17 protein-coding genes and 2 tRNA genes are annotated in these 18,977 nt (G+C 61.0%); 8 read left to right on the top strand and 11 right to left on the bottom strand.

The features are described from left to right. Positions 1-97: 97 nt before the first annotated feature. The 8 genes from ruvB to BV82_RS06910 form a co-directional block, all read right to left on the bottom strand. Positions 98-1,153: a Holliday junction branch migration DNA helicase RuvB gene (gene ruvB / locus BV82_RS06945; RefSeq protein ID WP_010223194.1), complete on the bottom strand. Its 1,056-nt coding sequence runs from the start codon at positions 1,151-1,153 to the stop codon at positions 98-100. Continuing rightward, positions 1,154-1,762, bottom strand: a complete 609-nt coding sequence (gene ruvA, locus BV82_RS06940) for a Holliday junction branch migration protein RuvA (protein ID WP_010223195.1) — start codon at positions 1,760-1,762, stop codon at positions 1,154-1,156. A 108-nt stretch (positions 1,763-1,870) separates the two neighbouring features. Further along, positions 1,871-2,395, bottom strand: coding sequence for a crossover junction endodeoxyribonuclease RuvC (ruvC, locus tag BV82_RS06935; protein WP_010223196.1), 525 nt, complete (start codon positions 2,393-2,395; stop codon positions 1,871-1,873). A 117-nt stretch (positions 2,396-2,512) separates the two neighbouring features. Then, positions 2,513-3,259 carry a YebC/PmpR family DNA-binding transcriptional regulator gene (locus BV82_RS06930; protein ID WP_010223197.1) on the bottom strand — a complete coding sequence of 249 codons (747 nt, stop codon included), beginning with the start codon at positions 3,257-3,259 and terminating at the stop codon, positions 2,513-2,515. Positions 3,260-3,380: 121 nt separating this feature from the next. After that, complete coding sequence (aspS, locus tag BV82_RS06925; RefSeq protein ID WP_010223198.1) at positions 3,381-5,156, bottom strand: aspartate--tRNA ligase; 1,776 nt, start codon at positions 5,154-5,156, stop codon at positions 3,381-3,383. A gap of 93 nt (positions 5,157-5,249) precedes the next feature. Continuing rightward, positions 5,250-5,471, bottom strand: coding sequence for an FmdB family zinc ribbon protein (locus BV82_RS06920; protein ID WP_036994138.1), 222 nt, complete (start codon positions 5,469-5,471; stop codon positions 5,250-5,252). A gap of 93 nt (positions 5,472-5,564) precedes the next feature. Further along, on the bottom strand, positions 5,565-5,891 hold the full coding sequence (locus BV82_RS06915; protein ID WP_026001328.1) for a ribbon-helix-helix domain-containing protein: 327 nt from the start codon (positions 5,889-5,891) through the stop codon (positions 5,565-5,567). Between the two features lie 242 nt (positions 5,892-6,133). Continuing rightward, the gene (locus tag BV82_RS06910; protein WP_010223201.1) at positions 6,134-6,607 is read right to left on the bottom strand and encodes a Dps family protein; all 474 of its coding nucleotides are present in this window, start codon (positions 6,605-6,607) and stop codon (positions 6,134-6,136) included. Positions 6,608-6,905: 298 nt separating this feature from the next. On the opposite strand from BV82_RS06910, the gene BV82_RS26495 reads away from it, so the two are divergent. Beyond that, positions 6,906-7,493, top strand: coding sequence for a cold-shock protein (locus BV82_RS26495; protein WP_036994135.1), 588 nt, complete (start codon positions 6,906-6,908; stop codon positions 7,491-7,493). 63 nt (positions 7,494-7,556) lie between these two features. Here the strand turns inward: BV82_RS26495 and BV82_RS06900 are convergent, their stop codons facing one another. Beyond that, positions 7,557-7,763, bottom strand: coding sequence for a SlyX family protein (locus tag BV82_RS06900; RefSeq protein WP_010224728.1), 207 nt, complete (start codon positions 7,761-7,763; stop codon positions 7,557-7,559). A 3-nt stretch (positions 7,764-7,766) separates the two neighbouring features. Then, positions 7,767-8,192, bottom strand: coding sequence for an HIT family protein (locus BV82_RS06895; protein ID WP_010224730.1), 426 nt, complete (start codon positions 8,190-8,192; stop codon positions 7,767-7,769). 807 nt (positions 8,193-8,999) lie between these two features. Between BV82_RS06895 and BV82_RS06890 the strand changes: the two genes are divergently transcribed. The 3 genes from BV82_RS06890 to BV82_RS06880 all read left to right on the top strand — a co-directional run bounded on the left by BV82_RS06890 (position 9,000) and on the right by BV82_RS06880 (position 13,162). Then, positions 9,000-10,304, top strand: a complete 1,305-nt coding sequence (locus tag BV82_RS06890) for an OprD family porin (protein WP_036994133.1) — start codon at positions 9,000-9,002, stop codon at positions 10,302-10,304. Between the two features lie 170 nt (positions 10,305-10,474). Further along, positions 10,475-12,190, top strand: a complete 1,716-nt coding sequence (locus BV82_RS06885) for a proline--tRNA ligase (RefSeq protein ID WP_010224734.1) — start codon at positions 10,475-10,477, stop codon at positions 12,188-12,190. A gap of 18 nt (positions 12,191-12,208) precedes the next feature. Continuing rightward, on the top strand, positions 12,209-13,162 hold the full coding sequence (locus BV82_RS06880) for a lipoprotein (RefSeq protein WP_036994131.1): 954 nt from the start codon (positions 12,209-12,211) through the stop codon (positions 13,160-13,162). A 45-nt stretch (positions 13,163-13,207) separates the two neighbouring features. Here the strand turns inward: BV82_RS06880 and dinB are convergent, their stop codons facing one another. Beyond that, positions 13,208-14,272, bottom strand: a complete 1,065-nt coding sequence (dinB, locus tag BV82_RS06875) for a DNA polymerase IV (RefSeq protein WP_036994128.1) — start codon at positions 14,270-14,272, stop codon at positions 13,208-13,210. 218 nt (positions 14,273-14,490) lie between these two features. On the opposite strand from dinB, the gene BV82_RS06870 reads away from it, so the two are divergent. The 4 genes from BV82_RS06870 (at position 14,491) to BV82_RS06855 (ending at position 18,936) form a co-directional block, all read left to right on the top strand. Next, positions 14,491-14,567: transfer RNA gene (locus tag BV82_RS06870), tRNA-Met, on the top strand. 131 nt (positions 14,568-14,698) lie between these two features. Further along, positions 14,699-14,775 (top strand) — tRNA-Met (locus BV82_RS06865). 223 nt (positions 14,776-14,998) lie between these two features. Continuing rightward, positions 14,999-17,641 (top strand): bifunctional lysylphosphatidylglycerol flippase/synthetase MprF, encoded by a 2,643-nt coding sequence (gene mprF / locus BV82_RS06860; protein ID WP_036994126.1) that lies wholly within the window; start codon positions 14,999-15,001, stop codon positions 17,639-17,641. Next, positions 17,641-18,936 (top strand): virulence factor family protein, encoded by a 1,296-nt coding sequence (locus tag BV82_RS06855; RefSeq protein WP_036994123.1) that lies wholly within the window; start codon positions 17,641-17,643, stop codon positions 18,934-18,936. Before mprF ends, BV82_RS06855 begins: the two co-directional genes overlap by 1 nt. The last annotated feature ends 41 nt before the right edge of the window (positions 18,937-18,977 follow it).

The raw sequence follows: 18,977 nt of genomic DNA, 5'->3' as shown, positions 1-18,977 counted from the left end.
ATCCGCCCCGGCAACTGTTTTTCATCGATTATGTCGTATTGCCAGCGCGACTGAGGCATGCCCGCGGTTAGGACCACAGAAACGCTGGATAAATCTGTCATTCATCGGTCTGGGCAGAAAAACCCTCGCCACTGATCGATTCGCCCAGGCGGTTGGGGATGTTCAGGCCGAAATGCAGGTAGGCGTGACGGGTAACCACCCGCCCCCGTGGCGTGCGCATGATGTAGCCCTGCTGGATCAGGTAGGGTTCGAGCACATCCTCGATGGTGTGGCGCTCTTCACTGATGGCCGCAGCCAGGCTGTCGACCCCGACCGGGCCGCCATCGAACTTCTCGATCATGGTCAGCAGCAGGCGCCGGTCCTGGTGGTCGAAGCCGCGCTCGTCGACATCCAGCAGGTTCAGCGCCATGTCGGCGACCGGCTTGGTGATATGGCCCTTGCCGCGCACCTCGGCGTAGTCGCGCACCCGCCGCAGCAGGCGATTGGCGATCCGCGGCGTGCCACGGGCCCGGCGGGCGATCTCGAAGGCGCCTTCGTCTTCGATCGGCAAGCCGAGAATGCCACCGGAACGGCTGACGATGGTCGCCAGGTCCTCGGTGTTGTAGAACTCAAGGCGCTGGACGATGCCGAAACGGTCGCGTAGCGGGTTGGTCAGCATGCCGGCCCGAGTGGTGGCGCCGACCAGGGTAAAGGGTGGCAGGTCGAGCTTGATCGAGCGCGCCGCCGGCCCCTCACCGATCATGATATCGAGCTGGAAGTCTTCCATGGCCGGGTACAGCACTTCTTCGACGATGGGCGACAGGCGATGGATTTCGTCGATGAACAGCACATCGTGAGGCTCGAGGTTGGTCAGCAAAGCGGCCAGGTCCCCCGGACGCTCGAGGATCGGCCCTGAGGTGCTCTTGATCGACACGCCCATTTCCTGGGCGATGATGTTGGCCAGGGTGGTCTTGCCCAGCCCCGGCGGACCGAAGATCAGGGTGTGGTCGAGGGACTCGTTGCGCCCACGGGCAGCCTCGATGAACAAGGCCATCTGCTCACGCACCACCGGCTGGCCGATGTATTCGGCCAGGCGCAAGGGGCGGATCGCCCGGTCCTGGACCTCTTCACGGTCACGTCCGGTGGCGGCTATCAGGCGGTCAGCTTCAATCACTTAGATCATTCCCTTCAGACTGCGACGAATCAGCTCTTCGCTGCTCAGACCCTTGGCATCCACCGCGGCCACGGCCTTGCTGGCTTCCTGAGGCTTGTAGCCCAGGGAAATCAGCGCGCTGACGGCATCCGCTTCGGCGCTGGAGACGCTGGCAATCGGTAGCGGACCATTGGGCACAAGGGCAAACATGGCCGGAGAGGTTTCCCAGGCCTTGAAACGATCCTTGAGCTCGACCAGCAGGCGCTCAGCCGTCTTTTTACCAACCCCCGGGACCTTGACCAGGGCCGAAGCATCCTGGGCCTGGACACAGCGTACCAGTTCGTCGACCTCCAGGCCCGACATCAATGCCAGGGCCAGTTTGGGACCCACGCCATTGAGACGGATCAGCTCGCGAAACAGCTCGCGCTCGCGCTTTTCATGAAAGCCATACAACAGATGAGCGTCCTCGCGCACCACCAGGTGGGTGTGCAAGGTCACCACTTCACCGACCTTGGGCAGACGGTACAGGGTGGTCATCGGCACTTCGAGCTCGTAGCCCAGGCCGTTGACATCGACAATCAGGTGCGGCGGCTGCTTTTCAGCCAGGGTTCCGCGCAAACGTCCAATCACGTTCCGATCCTTCCTCTTGGGCACCGGCAAACGACCGGTCAACCCTAACAGCAAATGCAATGGCCGATGGCATTGCCCGGGCAAAATGTGTTTCAGCAGATGATGCTATCAGAGCCGCAAACGCCCACTGCGACTGCGCGCCGCCCCCAGGCCATGGGGCACCAGGCTTGAGCGGGTATGGGCGTGGCACAAGGCGATGGCCAGGGCGTCGGAGGCGTCGATCTGCGGTTTCTGCGTCAGTTTAAGCAGATGCATGACCATCATCTGCACCTGCTCCTTGTTGGCGCCCCCCGTGCCGGCAACCGCCTGCTTGACCTGGGTGGCGCTGTACTCGGCAATCTCCAGGCCTTCTTCGATGGCGGCGACGATGGCCGCGCCGCGGGCCTGGCCGAGCTTGAGCGCCGAATCGGCGTTGCGTGCCATGAACACCCGCTCGATGCCCATGGTCACCGGGCCGTGCTGGCGAATGATCTCGCGCACGCCACGAAACACGATCTGCAGTCGCTCCGGCAGCTCGCCCGCGCCGGTACGGATACAGCCGGACGCCACATACTCGCAGCCGCGCCCAGTATGGCGCACCACGCCATAGCCGGTGATGCGCGAGCCAGGGTCGATGCCAAGAATCAGAGTCATAACGCCTGCATACTCAATGACGCGTGATCGCGCCGTACTAAAAACAGAAGCCGGACCGGCTCGCAGGTGCAATGCATCTGCAGGCGGATCCGGCCTCGGACAAACCAGAAGCGAAGCTTAGCCGAGCTGCTCCATGACTTCGTCAGGAATTTCGGCATTGGAGTAGACGTTCTGCACGTCGTCCAGGTCTTCAAGCATGTCGATCAGCTTGAGTACCTTCTGCGCGCCGTCCAGGTCGAGTTCGGCACTGGTGGTCGGCTGCATGACGATTTCGGCGTCGGCAGCCTTGAAACCGGCCTCTTCCAGGGCATTACGCACGGCATAGAAGCTGTTGAACGAGGTGAAGACATCGAACGAGCCGTCGTCGTTGCTGACCACGTCGTCGGCATCGGCCTCCATCGCCGCTTCCATCAGCGCATCTTCGTCGACGCCAGCGGCAAAACTGATCTGCCCCTTGCGCTCGAACAGGTAGGCCACCGAGCCATCAGTACCGAGGTTACCACCGCATTTGCTGAAGGCATGACGCACCGCAGCTGCGGTACGGTTGCGGTTGTCGGTCATGGCCTCGACCATGATCGCCACGCCACCGGGGCCGTAACCTTCGTAGCTGAGTTCTTCGACGTTGTCGGCTTCGGCCGTGCCAGCACCACGGGCAACCGCCCGGTCGATGATGTCGCGGCTCATGTTCGCTCCCAGCGCCTTGTCCAGGGCCAGGCGCAAGCGCGGGTTGGAGGCCGGGTCGCCACCGCCCTGCTTGGCGGCAACGGTCAGCTCACGAATCCACTTGGTGAAGATCTTGCCTCGCTTGGCATCCTGGCGCTCTTTGCGGTGCTTGATGTTTGCCCACTTGGAATGACCAGCCATAACGCACTCCGAATCCTTTGTAACAATGCCACGCCCCGGCCGCGCTCATGCCCGACCGAGACCTTGAAATTCATGCGCCTTAACGCAAAGGCGCATCCATGTGGATGCGCCCGGGGTCCGCTTACTCAGCCTTGGGCTGTTCGCGCAGACGGATATGCAACTCACGCAGGGCCTTGGCATCGACCAGGCCCGGGGCCTGGGTCATGACGCACGCGGCGCTCTGGGTTTTCGGGAAGGCAATCACTTCGCGAATCGACTGGGCGCCGGTCATCAGCATCACCAGACGGTCCAGGCCGAAGGCCAGGCCGCCGTGCGGCGGTGCGCCGAACTTCAGGGCGTCGAGCAGGAAGCCGAATTTCTCTTCCTGTTCAGCCGCTTCGATACCCAGCAGACGGAAGACCGCCTGTTGCATCTCTTTGCGGTGAATACGGATCGAACCGCCACCCAGCTCGGTACCGTTGAGGACCATGTCGTAGGCACGCGACAGCGCGGTGGCCGGATTGGCCTCCAGCTCTTCGGGGCTGCATTTTGGCGCGGTGAACGGGTGATGCAGGGCGGTGAAGCTGCCGTCGTCGTTCTCTTCGAACATCGGGAAGTCAACCACCCACATCGGAGCCCACTCGCAGGTGTGCAGGTTGAAATCGTTACCGACCTTGATGCGCAGGGCGCCCAGCGCCTCGCTGACGATCTTGGCCTTGTCGGCGCCGAAGAACACGATGTCACCATCGACCGCTCCCACGCGATCAAGGATCACGTTGAGGTTGGCCTCAGGGATGTTCTTGACGATCGGCGACTGCAGGCCGTCGACGCCCTTGGCGCGCTCGTTGACCTTGATGTACGCCAGGCCCTTGGCACCGTAGATGCCCACGAACTTGGTGTACTCGTCGATGCGGCTGCGCGGCATGCTCGCGCCACCCGGCACGCGCAGGGCGGCAACGCGGCTCTTCGGATCGTTGGCCGGGCCGCTGAAGACCTTGAATTCGACTTCCTTGAGCTGGTCGGCAACGTCGACCAGTTCCAGCGGGATACGCAGGTCCGGCTTGTCGGAGCCGTAGCGACGCATGGCTTCTTCAAAGGTCATGTGCGGGAATTCGCCGAATTCCAGGTCCAGGACTTCCTTGAACAGCTTGCGGATCATGCTTTCGGTCAGGCCCATGATCTCGGACTCATCGAGGAAGCTGGTCTCGATGTCGATCTGGGTGAATTCCGGCTGACGGTCGGCGCGCAGGTCTTCGTCACGGAAGCACTTGGCGATCTGGTAGTAGCGGTCGAAGCCGGCCACCATCAGCAGTTGCTTGAACAGCTGCGGCGATTGCGGCAAGGCGAAGAAGCTGCCGGCGTGGGTACGGCTTGGCACCAGGTAGTCACGCGCGCCCTCGGGGGTGGCACGGGTGAGGATCGGCGTTTCGACGTCGAGGAAGCCGTTTTCATCGAGGAAGCGGCGGATGCTGGTAGTGATCCGCGAGCGCAGGCGCAGCTTCTCGGCCATTTCCGGGCGACGCAGGTCGATGAAGCGATAGCGCAGGCGGGTTTCTTCGCCAACGTCGGAGTATTCGTTGAGCGGGAACGGCGGCGTTTCTGCTTCGTTCAGTACGGTCAGCTCGTAACCCAGCACTTCGATGGCGCCAGACGCCATGTTGGCGTTGACCGCACCCGCCGGACGCGGACGCACCTTGCCGGTGATCTGCACCACGTATTCGCTGCGCACGCGATCGGCGGCGGCGAAGCTTGCTGCGCGATCCGGGTCGAAGACGACCTGGGCCATGCCTTCGCGATCACGGATATCGAGGAAAATCACCCCGCCGTGGTCGCGGCGACGATGGACCCATCCGCAAAGGGTAATTTCCTGACCTTCCAGGCTCTCGTTCAGTTGGCCGCAATAATGGCTGCGCATCATGATGGTGGTTTCGCTTCTCGTCATTCGTATGTTCAGTGGAGGCCCTGCAGCCCCAAAGGGCTAATAGTGCAAGACCCTGCCGGGGCAATCAACTCAGTCGGCCTTGTCGCCGCCTGCCAGGTTCTTTTTCGCACCGGTCTTGAAGTCGGTTTCGTACCAGCCCGTACCGCCCAGGCGGAACCCCGGGGCCGAGATCAGCTTCTTCAACGCAGGCTGCTCACACGCCGGACAATCGGTCAGCGGTGCGGCACTGAGCTTCTGGAGGGCTTCCATCTGGCGGTTGCAGGAAGCACATTGATAGTCGTACATGGGCATAGGCGTGTCTCGTTAACCACAGCGCAGGCTGGTTCAGGCAGTAAAGCGCGGGATTATATATGGTTAAGGAGTGCTGTGCAGCCCGGCAACCGACTAGCGTGTCACCTTCGCCCCCAACAGGTAGACCACGCAGACCACGCGGATCAGCCCGCTGAAATTTTTAACCCCGCCATGACGCAAGTGAACCTCACGGTCTACATACGACAGCACCGCGTTGACCGTGCACTGGTTGGCCTCGGCGATGCGCTCGAGAATGGTCCAGTAGATCTCCTCAAGGCGCAGGCAGGTGGCAAAGCCGTTCAGGCGCACCGAACGCGATAACGGCTGGGCCAGGCCCATATTGAAATCTGCCTCGAACGGATCGACGCCTTCCTTGTGCGCACCACCTGTGCGCCCTGTATGGTTCATCCATGCCGACATAGTCGTACCACGCCACTGTTTTAACCGGGAAACAAACCCGCGTGCGCTGTGCACGCCGGAACATGCCCTTAATAAAGCGCCGTGCCGTCGGTCGGTGCCAGCAGACTCACTCACTCTGCCTGTAGGAAGACTCGGTAATAAACCCGGTACTTGAAACACCGGAAACCACTTCCACACGAACTAAAACGCCCGAACTCAACAACAAGTTCGGGCGTTTGCAGTGGGCTCGAGAAACGCGAAGATCACTTTCCTTCGAGCAGAGAGCGCAGCATCCAGGCGGTCTTTTCATGCACCTGCATGCGCTGGGTGAGCAGGTCGGCGGTCGGCTCGTCGCTGACCTTGTCGAGCACCGGGAAGATGCTGCGCGCCGTGCGGGTGACCGCCTCCTGGCCCTCTACCAGTTGCTTGATCATTTCGTCGGCGGCCGGCACGCCCTCCTCCTCCTTGATAGAGGAAAGCCGCGCATAGATCGAATAAGCGCCGGGCGCCGGGAAGCCGAGGGCGCGAATACGCTCGGCAATTGAATCGACGGCCAGGGCCAGTTCGTTGTACTGCTCTTCAAACATCAGGTGCAAGGTACGGAACGCCGGGCCGGTGACATTCCAGTGGAAGTTGTGGGTCTTCAAATAAAGTACATAAGTATCCGACAACAGGCGCGACAAACCCTCGACGATGGACTTGCGATCTTCTTCGCTGATACCGATATCGATTGCCATGCAGTTCCCCTTTGCTTAGTGCTTGCTGATCAAGCGGGTACAAACCACTGTACCAAGAGTTTTCAGCCCCTGCAGCCTCGTGCCTGCGACACAGGGCTGCAGGCCGCGCGACACACGGTGGGCCACTGATTTGAGAAGCCCGGGGCTTTGCTGTTAAATAGGCAGCGTGCCGCCCGCGCCGATTGTCATTGCGCGGGCGCATAGGCTGACCTTTTTCACGTTTTTGCGCTTTTTGACCCGTGCGCGCCGTGAAGTCAGCTCTTCCTGTGATCCGCCTTATCAATGTGAGCCAACCAACATGTTCAAGATCGTCCACCTGTTGACGGGCGTTGCAGCTTTGCTGCTGTCCTTCATACCCAGCCTCAGAACCGAAGCCATTCCCTTCCTGCAGCAACCGGAGGCCGTTTATCTGGCACTCTTCGGCCTGCTCAACCTGGTCATTGCTCCCGTGCTTCCCCAGCATTACCGGGGCGTACGGCAACATCTGCAGCGTGCTGCCAGCGCCTTGCTGGTGCTTGCCGTGATCCTGCAGACCGTGACCCTGCTGGCCCGTCCAGAGCTCGGCAACCTGCCAGCGCTGGCCTGCGCCCTGCTGGCCAGCGTCCTGCATCTGATTGCCGGCTTCGCCAAAAACACGGCCTCACGCAGCCAGAACACCCAGTACGACATGTCCAATCGTGATACCGGTACCGTGAAGTGGTTCAACACGTCCAAGGGTTTCGGCTTTATCTCCCGCGACTCGGGCGATGACATCTTCGTTCACTTTCGCGCCATTCGCGGCGAGGGCCATCGTGTCCTGGTCGAAGGTCAACGTGTCGAGTTCTCGGTCATGAACCGTGACAAGGGCCTGCAGGCCGAAGATGTGATTGCCGCGCCACGACGCTGATCGCCAGCCACAAAAAAACCGCGACGGCATCACTGCCCATCGCGGTTTTTTTACACCCCAGAATCAGTAATGGGGCGGCGGTGCTTCTTCTTCACTGGCCTGGTACTGGCCGACCATTTCTTCGTAGCGCTTGAGCAGCGCCGCCATTTGCAACTGCAGGCGCTCAACGACCCGCTGCTGCTCGACCAGCACATCGTTCAAGGCCAGCAAGGTATCGTCCTGAAAGGCCAGCCGACTTTCCAACTCGGTCACCCGCGCTTCAAGGGTCATGATTCAAGCCTCCATGAACTGAAAATCGTCAACCAAGACCTCGGCCAGGCGCAAACGAACATCGGCCAACTGTTGTGGCGAATATTCAATCGCAGGCTTATTGCCCCAAACAGGCGCCGGCCAGGCCGGATCAGTGCGACGACGAACAATGACGTGCATATGTAGCTGGCTAACTACATTGCCGAGGGTCGCCACATTCATCTTGTCGGCGGCAAAGGTATCCTTGAGCACCTGCGCCAAGGCTGTAGTTTCTTTCCAGAGTTGCTGCTGATCTTTGTCATCAAGTTGAAACAATTCACTGATATCCGCACGGCGCGGCACCAGGATAAACCAGGGATAGTTGGCATCCTTGCTCAGCAGCAGGCGACATAGTGGAAAGTCACCCAGGCACAAGGTGTCTTGTTGAAGACGTTGATCCAGAACAAACACAGCGAAATCTCCTACAACAGCACAATACCTCGCCCACGCAAGCACCGCGAGCCACAGCCAGCAGGATACTCCTGATCGGCTGCCGCGGCATTGCCTGCTGCCGTATAAATGAAGAGACGCACTGTTTTGGCCCCCTACCGGCTGAAAAAAGGCCTGCAGACGAACGGGTGTTACGGTGCCCGATCGATAAAACGCTACTTTTCGCACCAAAATGAAGCCACCCATCCCCTCCTCGCCCACCGAACATCCACAAACTACTCAGCTTTAGCCTTCAGCGGTAACGCTTTGACTTTACGGGCAACTTTTTCAGTTATTCCATGGTAAGCGCCGACGGCTAACCAAAGGTTCTTTGACCCCCGGTTTCTCGGCACCTGGCCGCCCTGCACTGCAGAAAAGTGAAAATTTCGTGAACCCTGTTCGATTTTGTGCACGCTTGTTGCATTGTCATCCACCACAGTCGGCACGCCATCTGCATTGAAGCGGTGAGCGGCGACAAATTAACAACAGCTGCATGGGGTAACCAGGGAGTTTCAGAAGGTGCGGGCTAGCGTTTTTTACCTATCCTTAAACCGCCTGAAACAGCGCTGGAGTTGTACGGCCCGCAAAAAACGGGGCGTGATTTGCGACAAGGACATAACGGTTAGCGACATGACCGTAAAGTTACCGAAAGGTTCTTTGCCCCCATATCGCCAACGATGGTCAGCGTGATATACATTTCCGCCGACACAAAAAGAAAGAGCCGCGCTGTATAAAAAAATCAAACAGCGACGGCAGTACTCTTCCTAAAAACCAAAGGAGCAAATCACGATGCGCGTGATGAAGTGGAGCATAATCGCCCTGGCTGTTGCAGCCGGCACCTCGCAATTGGCAGTGGCCTCTTCTCAGGATGAGTCCAAGGGTTTTGTTGAAGACAGCAAGCTCAATGTCAAAACCCGCATGCTGTATTTTAGCCGTGACTTCCGTAACGTGCCTAATGATGAACAAAGCCGCGTTGAAGAAACCGGCCTGGGCTTCCTCGGCACCTTCCAGTCGGGCTTTACCCAAGGCACCGTAGGTGTCGGTGTCGACGCCATCGGCATGCTCGGCCTGAAACTGGACAGTGGCAAGGGTCGCGCCGGCACCGGCCAGTTCCCGCTGGGCGAGGATGGCCGTTCGCAAGACTCGTTCTCCGAAGGTGGCGCGGCGGTCAAGTTCCGCATCTCCGACACCGTGCTGAAATACGGCACCCAGTTCACCGCCCTGCCAGTTCTGGCGACCGACGACAGCCGTCTGCTGCCGGAAACCGTCGAAGGCTTCCTGGTTACCAGCAAGGAAATCAAAGGCCTTGAGCTGAACGCCGGTCACTTCACAGCACTGAATGCTCAATCGCAGTCCTACCACGACAGCATCGGTGGCAAGAACCGCACTACCTGGGTCAAGAACCCAGGCCTGACCCAGGCCGACGTATTCGGCGGCACCTATGCCTTCACCGACACCCTGAGCACCAGCCTCTACTATTCCAAGGTCGAAGACTACTGGCGCAAATACTACGCCAACGTCAACTGGGCACTGCCGATCAGCGACAAGCAAGGCCTGGTGTTCGACTTCAACATTTATGACACCAAGAGCGACGGCGCGGCCAACGTTACCGCATTCGATGGTGACAAACTTGATAACCGTGCGTTCAGCCTGTCGGGCGCCTACAACATTGGCGCGCACACCTTCACCCTGGCCTACCAGAAAGTTACCGGTGACGGCGACTATGCCTACGGCATCGACGGCGGCGGTACCATTTTCCTGGCCAACTCCATCGCCCGTTCCGACTTCAACGCCGAAGACGAGAAATCCTACCAGGCACGTTACGACCTGAACTTCGCCGAATACGGCGTTCCAGGCCTGACCTTCATGACCCGTTATGTCAAAGGTACCGGCGCCAACGTCACAGGCACCGACAACGGCAAGGAATGGGAACGCGATATCGAGGCCAAGTACGTCCTGCAGGAAGGTCCGGCCAAAGACCTGAGCTTCCGCATTCGTCAAGCCACCTACCGTTCCGGCGACGGCGTTTACTACGGTTCGCCATCGATCGACGAACTGCGCCTGATCGTCGAGTACCCGCTGAGCATCCTGTAAGCCTTAGGCTTTCAGTATCCCCAGTACGAAAAAGCCCGGCACTGCCGGGCTTTTTCTTGTCTCGATTCGGGCTGACAATGCCTTCGCGCTCCGGCATCCTGTACGTCACCGAATCGCCCCCGTACAATGCGGGGTCATTTAAAGTCTTAAGCAACCGACAACGGCCTACCATGCGCACCAGTCAATATTTGCTCGCTACCCAGAAAGAAACTCCTTCCGACGCGGTCGTCATCAGCCATCAGCTGATGCTGCGTGCCGGCATGATCCGCAAGCTCGCATCCGGCCTTTATACCTGGCTGCCGATGGGCCTGCGGGTAATGCGCAAGGTCGAAGCCGTGGTCCGCGAGGAAATGAACGCCGCTGGCGCCCTTGAAGTGCTGATGCCGGCCATCCAGCCTGCCGAGCTGTGGCAAGAGTCCGGCCGCTGGGAACAGTACGGCCCCGAGCTGCTGCGCCTCAAGGACCGTCACGGTCGCGAGTTCTGCGTGGGCCCGACCCACGAAGAGGTCATCACCGACCTGGCCCGCAACGAACTCAACAGCTACAAACAGCTACCACTGAACATGTACCAGATCCAGACCAAGTTCCGTGACGAGATCCGTCCGCGCTTCGGCCTGATGCGGGGTCGCGAGTTCATCATGAAGGACGCCTACTCCTTCCATGCCGATCCGGCTTCCCTGCAGGAAACCTACGATCGCATGCACCAGGCGTACAGCAACATCTTTACCCGCCTGGGCCTGGACTTCCGCCCAGTGCAGGCTGACACCGGCTCGATCGGTGGCAGCTACTCCCACGAGTTCCACGTGCTGGCCGAGTCAGGTGAAGACGATGTGATCTTCAGCGACAGCTCCGACTACGCCGCCAACATCGAGAAGGCCGAGGCCATCCCACGGGAAACCGAGCGCCCTGCGCCGACCGAAGCGCTGCGCCTGGTCGACACTCCGGACGCCAAAACCATCACCCAACTGGTCGAAAACTATGCACTGGCGATCGAAAAGACCGTCAAGACCCTGATCGTCCACGCCGCCGAAGAAGGCAAGCTGATTGCCCTGATCGTCCGTGGCGACCACGAACTCAACGAAATCAAGGCCGCCAACCTGCCAGAGGTTGCCAGCCCGTTGGTCATGGCCAGCGATGAAGAACTGCGCAACGCCATTGGCGCCGGCGCCGGTTCCCTCGGCCCGCTGAACCTGCCGCTGCCATGCATCATCGACCGCTCGGTCGCCCTGATGAGCGACTTCGGCATTGGCGCCAACATCGACGACAAGCACTACTTCGGCGTCAACTGGGAGCGTGATCTGCCGGTTCCGCAAGTGGCCGACCTGCGCAACGTCGTCGAAGGCGACCCAAGCCCGGATGGCCAGGGCACCCTGGTGATCAAGCGCGGCATCGAAGTCGGGCACATCTTCCAGCTCGGCACCAAGTACAGCGAAGCACTCAAGTGCCAGGTGCTGGGCGAGAACGGCAAGCCAGTGACCCTGAGCATGGGTTGCTACGGTATCGGCGTATCGCGCGTGGTTGCCGCAGCCATCGAGCAGAACTACGACGAGAACGGCATCATCTGGAGCGATACCCTGGCACCGTTCCAGATCGCCCTGGTACCGCTGCGCTACGAAACCGAACAGGTTCGCGAAGCCACCGACAAGCTGTATGCCGAACTGACTGCCGCCGGTTTTGAAGTGCTGCTGGATGACCGCGACAAGAAAACCAGCCCGGGGATCAAGTTTGCAGACATGGAACTGATCGGCATTCCACACCGCATCGTGGTCAGCGACCGCGGCCTGGCTGACGGCAACCTGGAATACAAGCACCGTACCGAGCGTGACGCACAGCCGCTGCCAGTGGCCGAGGTGCTGTCGTTCCTGCAAGCCCGCATTCGTCGCTAAGCCAACGCAAGAGTAATCATGTTCAAGCGAAGTACCATCAACCTGGGGGGCGCCGCACTGTGCGGCGCCCTGCTCCTCAGCGGTTGCGCCAACCAGATGTCCCAGCGCAGCGAACATGAGGAGCGCATCGAGCGCAAGCTGCTCGAACACAGCCTGCAGATCGATGTCGGAGACCCCAAGGTACTCGAACTGCCGCAGCGGCGTGTGCGCATCCATGAGCAGAAGAACTTCGAAGTCACCGAGTTCGAAGTGACTCGTCGCTACGATCGCTACACGCCTTACCAGCCCTGGCGCGAAGTCTACGAGATTCCGCTGGGCGCGGTGGCGGTGGTTGCCGGTGTCGGCGCCAACGTGGTCAACGTCTTTGCCCTGGGCAACCTGCCCGACAGCGTTACCCGTGACTGGTTGAGCTATGGCTTCGACGGCCTCAACCCGTTCATGAACGCCCAGTCCAACGGTCGTGCGCAGCAGAACCTGGCAGGCATCACCGAGGTGCAGAAGGACAAGCGTCAGGAGTACGCCAGCGTGCCGTGGAGCGAGCGGCCGGTAACGGTCATGGCTGGCAAGGTGAATCACGAGCTGACCACCGACCGTAATGGCGTACTGCAGCTGAACCTGCTCGACAGCCCGTTCAGCGAGCAGAACCTGACCCATATCGGCACCCTGCACCTGCAGGTGGCGGATGAAGACACCAATGTGCGTGGCGATGCCAGCCTGCTGATCAGCAGCAACTTGCGCGGCAAACTGGTGGAAGCCCACGAACTGATTTTCGATGACCTGGAAGACGATGAAGTCAGCCAGTGGGTGCATCGGGTCAAGCGTCTGTCGGAGCTGGGCCTGGAAGAAGAAGCCAGTGAACTGGAGCAAAGCCTGATCGAGCTGACCCGCAATGATCCGGAACTGCAACAGGAATTCCTCAAGTCGCTGACCAAGGACGCTGGCCGCCTGGTTGCCGACCCCGGCGTACACTGACCTGCGCGTTACCCGGATAGCGCCAGCCTGCTGGCGCTGCCCTCCTCAGTCCTGAGTGAACAGTTCCAGCTGTTCATGGGCGCCGCGCAAATCCTGCAAGCGCACGCCGATCCCCAACAGCCTCACCGGCTTGCCACCACGGGCAAAGGCCTGGCTGAGCAATTGCTGATAGCTGCCAAGGTCACGCCCCGCCCCTGACTGTTCAAGCGTGGTCTGGCTGAAATCATGGAACTTCACTTTAACGAACGGCTTGCCCGGGCGATAACTGTCGTCGATACGGGCCATACGCCCGGCAAGGGTTTCCATCAGCTCCGGGAGTTTCTCCAGGCAGCTGGCCAGGTCCGGCAGATCGGCATCGTAGGTGTTTTCCACGCTGACCGACTGACGACGACTGTCGTTCTGTACCGGTCGGTCATCGATCCCTCGCGCCAACCCCCACAGCCGCTCACCAAAACTGCCGAATTCACGGGCCAGGGCCAGACGGCTCCAGTCACGCAGCTCCAGGCAATTGCTGATGCCCAGGCGGCCCATCTTGTCAGCGGTGACCTTGCCTACCCCGTGCAGCTTGCTGACCGGCAAGGCGGCAACAAAGTCCTCGACCTCATTGGGGGTGACCACAAACAGCCCATTGGGTTTGCGCCAGTCGCTGGCGATCTTGGCCAGGAACTTGTTCGGCGCGACGCCGGCTGACACGGTGATATGCAACTGCTGGGCAACCCGACGGCGAATATCCCCCGCAATACGGGTGGCGCTGCCGGCGAACCAGGAACTGTCCGACACATCCAAGTAAGCCTCATCCAGTGACAAGGGCTCGATCAGATCGGTGTACTCGCGAAAGATACTGTGAATTTCTCGCGAGGCTTCCTTATACGCATCCATGCGCGGCTTGACGATCAACAGGTCCGGGCACAGCTTGAGGGCATGCCGCGAGGACATCGCCGAACGCACCCCGAACGCCCGCGCCTCATAGTTGCAGGTAGCGATCACCCCACGCCGCTCCGCCGCACCGCCCACCGCCAACGGCCGCCCGACCAGACGCGGGTCGTCGCGCATTTCGATGGCGGCGTAGAAGCAATCGCAGTCGATATGGATGATCTTGCGTTGAGACATAGGTAGCGTAAGAACAGGTTTAAAGTGATGTAAGCAGTATCTCACCCGATAGCGGCCCACGCATCACAACTAATTTATTCTCCGCCAGATACCCTGCAAGGCCCGCCCCAGCTAGCCTGCAGCCCTTTTCAGGCGCGCTAAGCGATTGAAGGAAAAAGGATTTCTGTAAATGAGCTATTGACAGCCACGGGCAAAACTGTAGAATCTCATTCCACAGGCGCGGGATGGAGCAGCCTGGTAGCTCGTCGGGCTCATAACCCGAAGGTCGTCGGTTCAAATCCGGCTCCCGCAACCAGATTCAGGAAAGGCCACTCTCACGAGTGGCCTTTTTCTTTGCCCGGAATAAAGCTCCAGGCAATTTTTTATTGTAAATCAACAATTAAGCGTTGACAGCCAAGCCCAACGCTGTAGAATCCGCCCCACAGACGCGGGATGGAGCAGTCTGGTAGCTCGTCGGGCTCATAACCCGAAGGTCGTCGGTTCAAATCCGGCTCCCGCAACCAAACAACAGAAAAGGCCACTTTGAAAAAAGTGGCCTTTTTTGCGTCTGTACCTCAAGCAATTCCCCTTACCGCGCCCTCCCCCTGCCGCTCAGGCAATATGAAACTTCTTTAACTATCCTCAAGGTGCTCAGCGGCCCGATCATACCGGCCATTACGTCTCCATAGGGATTGGTACTTTGACCGGATACACCCTGCTTGTCGCGCGCAAGCCACGAGGTGGTTGATGCGCACCCAGCCACCCGAAACACACGCTCCTGTTACTGCCGCACTGCCCAATGCCGAGCATCGCCTGCGCTGGCTCGAACGCCTGAGCAAGTACCGCCAGCCCATCGGCCTGGGCGTGACCTTGCTGCTGTTCGCTGTCGCACTGATCGCCTGCCGTCATCTGCTCAGCGAGCTGGACATTTATGCCCTGCACGATTCGCTGCTCAGCGTGCCGCCAACAGCATTGGCCGGCGCGTTGCTGGCCACGGTTGCCGGCTTCGTCATACTGCTCGGTTATGAGTGGTCGGCCAGCCGCTACGCCGGCGTTCAGTTACCGACGCGCACCCTGGTCATGGGCGGTTTCAGTGCCTTTGCCATCGGCAACGCCATCGGCCTGTCGCTGCTGTCCGGTGGCTCGGTGCGCTATCGCCTGTACGCCCGCCACGGTATCGGGGCCGCAGAAGTGGCACGGATGACCTTGTTTGCCAGCCTGTCCCTTGGCTGCGCCTTGCCGCCCCTGGCGGCATTGGCAACCTTGAGCAACCTGCCTGCCACCGCTTCAGCCTTGCACCTGTCGCCTGCGCTGCTGGCAGCGATCGCCCTGGCAGTACTTGGCCTGAGCGCGGCGCTGGTCTATGGCCTGTACCGTCGGCGACTGCCCGAACAACCATTGGCTGACAACCTGCTGGTGCAAGCAGGCCGGCGCACCTTGCGCCTGCCCGGCGCGCGCCTGAGCCTGCTGCAACTGCTGATTACCGCCCTGGACGTTGCCGCTGCCGCCACGGTGCTTTACCTGCTGTTGCCGCAGGCGCCGCCGTTTGGCGCCTTCCTGCTGGTGTATCTGCTGGCGCTGGCAGCCGGGGTACTCAGCCATGTGCCCGGCGGCGTCGGGGTCTTCGAGGCGATCCTGCTGGCGGCCTTTGCCGACCAGCTGGGGGCCGCGCCGCTGGCCGCCGCCCTGCTGCTGTATCGCCTGATCTACGTGGTATTGCCACTGCTGCTGGCCTGCGTCCTGCTGCTTGCCAGCGAAGCCAGGCGCCTGCTGTTTGCCCAGCAGGCGATCAGGGCGGCATCCGGGCTGGCAGCCCCGGTGCTGGCGGTGCTGGTGTTTCTCTCCGGCGTGGTGCTGCTGTTTTCAGGCGCCACGCCGGAAATTGATGAGCGCCTGGAACACCTGGGGTTCCTGGTGCCGCACCGATTGATCGACGCCTCGCACTTCGGCGCCAGCCTGATTGGCGTACTGTGCCTGCTGCTGGCCCAGGGCCTGCGGCGGCGCCTGTCGGCCGCCTGGATACTGACCACCATCCTCTTGCTGGTCGGCGCCCTGCTCTCGCTGCTCAAGGGCTTCGACTGGGAAGAGGCCAGCATCCTGACCTTTACCGCCTGCCTGCTGGCCGTCTTCCGGCGCTCCTTCTACCGCCCCAGCCGCTTGCTGGAACTGCCGTTCTCACCGGTTTATCTTGTCGCCAGTGCCTGCGTACTGGGCGCGTCGGTATGGCTACTGCTGTTTGCCTATCAGGATGTGCCGTACAGCCATCAACTCTGGTGGCAGTTCACCCTCGATGCCGATGCCCCACGCGGCTTGCGCTCGGCACTGGGCAGCGCGGTGCTGCTGGTGATCGTCGCCCTGACCTGGTTGCTGCGCACTGCACGGCCAGTCATCCACCTGCCCACGAGCGAAGAACTGCAACGCGCCAACGCTATCCTGCAAGCCTCCGATCAACCCGACGGCGGCCTGGCACTGACCGGCGACAAGGCCTTGCTGTTCCACCCCAATGACGATGCCTTCCTCATGTATGCCCGCCGTGGTCGCAGCCTGGTGGCGCTGTATGACCCGATCGGCCCGGCACATGAGCGCGCCGAGATGATCTGGCAGTTCCGCGACCTGTGCGACGTGCATCACGCCCGCCCGGTGTTCTACCAGGTGCGCGCGGAGAACCTGCCCTTCTATATGGACATCGGCCTGACCGCAATCAAACTGGGCGAAGAGGCCCGAGTCGACCTCAAGCGCTTTGACCTCGACGCCAAAGGCAAGGAAATGAAAGACCTGCGCTACACCTGGAACCGCGGCGGCCGCGACGGTCTCAGCCTCGAAGTGCACGAGCCGGGGCAAGCCCCGCTGGAAGAACTCAAGGCCATCTCCGATGCCTGGCTCAGCGGCAAGAACGTGCGCGAGAAAGGCTTCTCCCTTGGCCGCTTCAGCCCTGAGTACCTGCAACACTTTCGCATTGCCCTGATCCGCTTCGAAGGGCGCCCGGTAGCGTTTGCCAACCTGCTGGAAACCCGCAGCCTGGAACTGGCCAGCCTCGACCTGATGCGCGCCCATCCCGAAGCGCCGAAGCTGACCATGGAATACATGATGATCGGCTTGATCCAGCACTATAAGCAGCACGGCTATGGGCGCTTCAGCCTGGGTATGGTGCCACTTTCCGGGCTGCAACCACGGCGCGGCGCGCCACTGACCCAGCGCCTGGGCTCGATGGTGTTCCAGCGCGGCGAGCAACTCTACAACTTCCAGGGGCTGCGCCGCTTCAAGGACAAGTTCCAGCCGGACTGGGAACCTCGCTACATGGCCGTGCCGGCCGGACTCGATCCGCTGGTGGCACTGGCCGACACCGCCGCCCTGATCGCGGGCGGCCTGACTGGATTGGTGAAACGCTGATGATTCGACGTTACTGGCTGTATCTACTGGTACCCCTGCTGTTGGCCTTGCTGGCTGCCGCTTTGGGCTTCTGGCTATGGACCCGCCCGGCTCCCGAGGCGAGCCTGGAACACCTGAGCCTGAGCGATGGCAGCAGCCTGATCCGGGTCAACCCGGGCACCCGTACCAAGGCGCGAGTGGCCATCGCCGTGCCCCAGGACCAGGCCCTGAGCGAGAAGCAACTGCTCGACCTGAGCCAAAGCGGTGAAGCGCAGATGGTCCAGGTGATCCTTCCACCTGCCGATTGCAGCAAGCAGCAGCAAGCCCTGCAGCAAGCACTGCAACAACTCCAGGGTACCCCGACCCTGGTGGCCGGGATCGGTCCTGGAGCGGCCCAGGCCTGGAACTGGCTCGCCAGTCAGACCGATGACAAGGCCCAGGCAATCTCGGTGGACTTCACGCTCGAACAACCCGGCTGCGCCACGCCGCTGCCCAAGTCTGCCGCCCACGGCCACTGGAGCGTGGCCTGGAACGACAACCCGGATGACGCCAGCGCGGCGTTCGTCCGCGACCAGCCGAACGCCGAGACCAGCATCAGCGACTATGACATCCATCTGCCACAGGTGCTCAAGGCCCAACTGACCCAGGCGCTGGTGGGGGAGGATGGCAACGCCATGAGCATCCCGGTGGTCGAGGTGCCTGCCGGGCAGACCACCGATACCGTGACCCTGTTTCTTTCTGGCGATGGCGGCTGGCGTGACCTAGACCGCGACGTGGCCGGTGAGATGGCCAAGCTCGGCTACCCGGTGGTCGGCATCGACACCCTGCGCTACTACTGGCAACACAAGACCCCGGAGCAGAGCGCCATCGACCTCTCCGAGCTGATGCAGCACTACCGGCAGAAGTGGGGCACCAAACGCTTCGTGCTGACCGGCTACTCCTTCGGTGCCGACGTGTTGCCGGCGATCTACAACCGCTTGCCAGCCGAAGACCAGAAGCGCATCGATGCGGTGATCCTGCTGGCCTTTGCCCGCAGCGGCAGCTTCGAAATCGAAGTCGAGGGCTGGCTGGGCAATGCCGGCAAGGAAGCACCGACCGGACCGGAGATGGCCAAATTGCCGGCCGCCAAGGTGGTCTGCGTGTATGGCGAGGAAGAGGCGGACGAGAGCGGCTGTACCGACCATACTGCGGTCGGCGAGCGCCTGAAGCTGCCTGGCGGGCATCACTTCGACGAAAACTACCCGGCGCTGGCCAAGCGCCTGATCGGTGACATCGAAAACCGCCAGGGCAAGACCAGCATCGCCGAGCAGGATTGAAGCGCGCCTTTGCGCGCAGCTGCAAGCTACAAGCCTCAAGC

Origin of the sequence: Pseudomonas donghuensis, from assembly GCF_000696345.2 — a bacterium.
Lineage (GTDB): Bacteria > Pseudomonadota > Gammaproteobacteria > Pseudomonadales > Pseudomonadaceae > Aquipseudomonas > Aquipseudomonas donghuensis.
This window is presented reverse-complemented; position numbering and strand designations above follow the sequence as displayed.

Bases quoted from the DNA above. Each gene is read 5' to 3' on its own strand.
- ruvC (WP_010223196.1), bottom strand. From the start codon at position 2,395: ATGACTCTGATTCTTGGCATCGACCCTGGCTCGCGCATCACCGGCTAT.
- BV82_RS06930 (WP_010223197.1), bottom strand. From the start codon at position 3,259: ATGGCTGGTCATTCCAAGTGGGCAAACATCAAGCACCGCAAAGAGCGC.
- aspS (WP_010223198.1), bottom strand. From the start codon at position 5,156: ATGATGCGCAGCCATTATTGCGGCCAACTGAACGAGAGCCTGGAAGGT.
- BV82_RS06920 (WP_036994138.1), bottom strand. From the start codon at position 5,471: ATGCCCATGTACGACTATCAATGTGCTTCCTGCAACCGCCAGATGGAA.
- BV82_RS06915 (WP_026001328.1), bottom strand. From the start codon at position 5,891: ATGTCGGCATGGATGAACCATACAGGGCGCACAGGTGGTGCGCACAAG.
- BV82_RS06910 (WP_010223201.1), bottom strand. From the start codon at position 6,607: ATGGCAATCGATATCGGTATCAGCGAAGAAGATCGCAAGTCCATCGTC.
- BV82_RS26495 (WP_036994135.1), top strand. From the start codon at position 6,906: ATGTTCAAGATCGTCCACCTGTTGACGGGCGTTGCAGCTTTGCTGCTG.
- BV82_RS06900 (WP_010224728.1), bottom strand. From the start codon at position 7,763: ATGACCCTTGAAGCGCGGGTGACCGAGTTGGAAAGTCGGCTGGCCTTT.
- BV82_RS06890 (WP_036994133.1), top strand. From the start codon at position 9,000: ATGCGCGTGATGAAGTGGAGCATAATCGCCCTGGCTGTTGCAGCCGGC.
- BV82_RS06885 (WP_010224734.1), top strand. From the start codon at position 10,475: ATGCGCACCAGTCAATATTTGCTCGCTACCCAGAAAGAAACTCCTTCC.
- BV82_RS06880 (WP_036994131.1), top strand. From the start codon at position 12,209: ATGTTCAAGCGAAGTACCATCAACCTGGGGGGCGCCGCACTGTGCGGC.
- dinB (WP_036994128.1), bottom strand. From the start codon at position 14,272: ATGTCTCAACGCAAGATCATCCATATCGACTGCGATTGCTTCTACGCC.
- mprF (WP_036994126.1), top strand. From the start codon at position 14,999: ATGCGCACCCAGCCACCCGAAACACACGCTCCTGTTACTGCCGCACTG.
- BV82_RS06855 (WP_036994123.1), top strand. From the start codon at position 17,641: ATGATTCGACGTTACTGGCTGTATCTACTGGTACCCCTGCTGTTGGCC.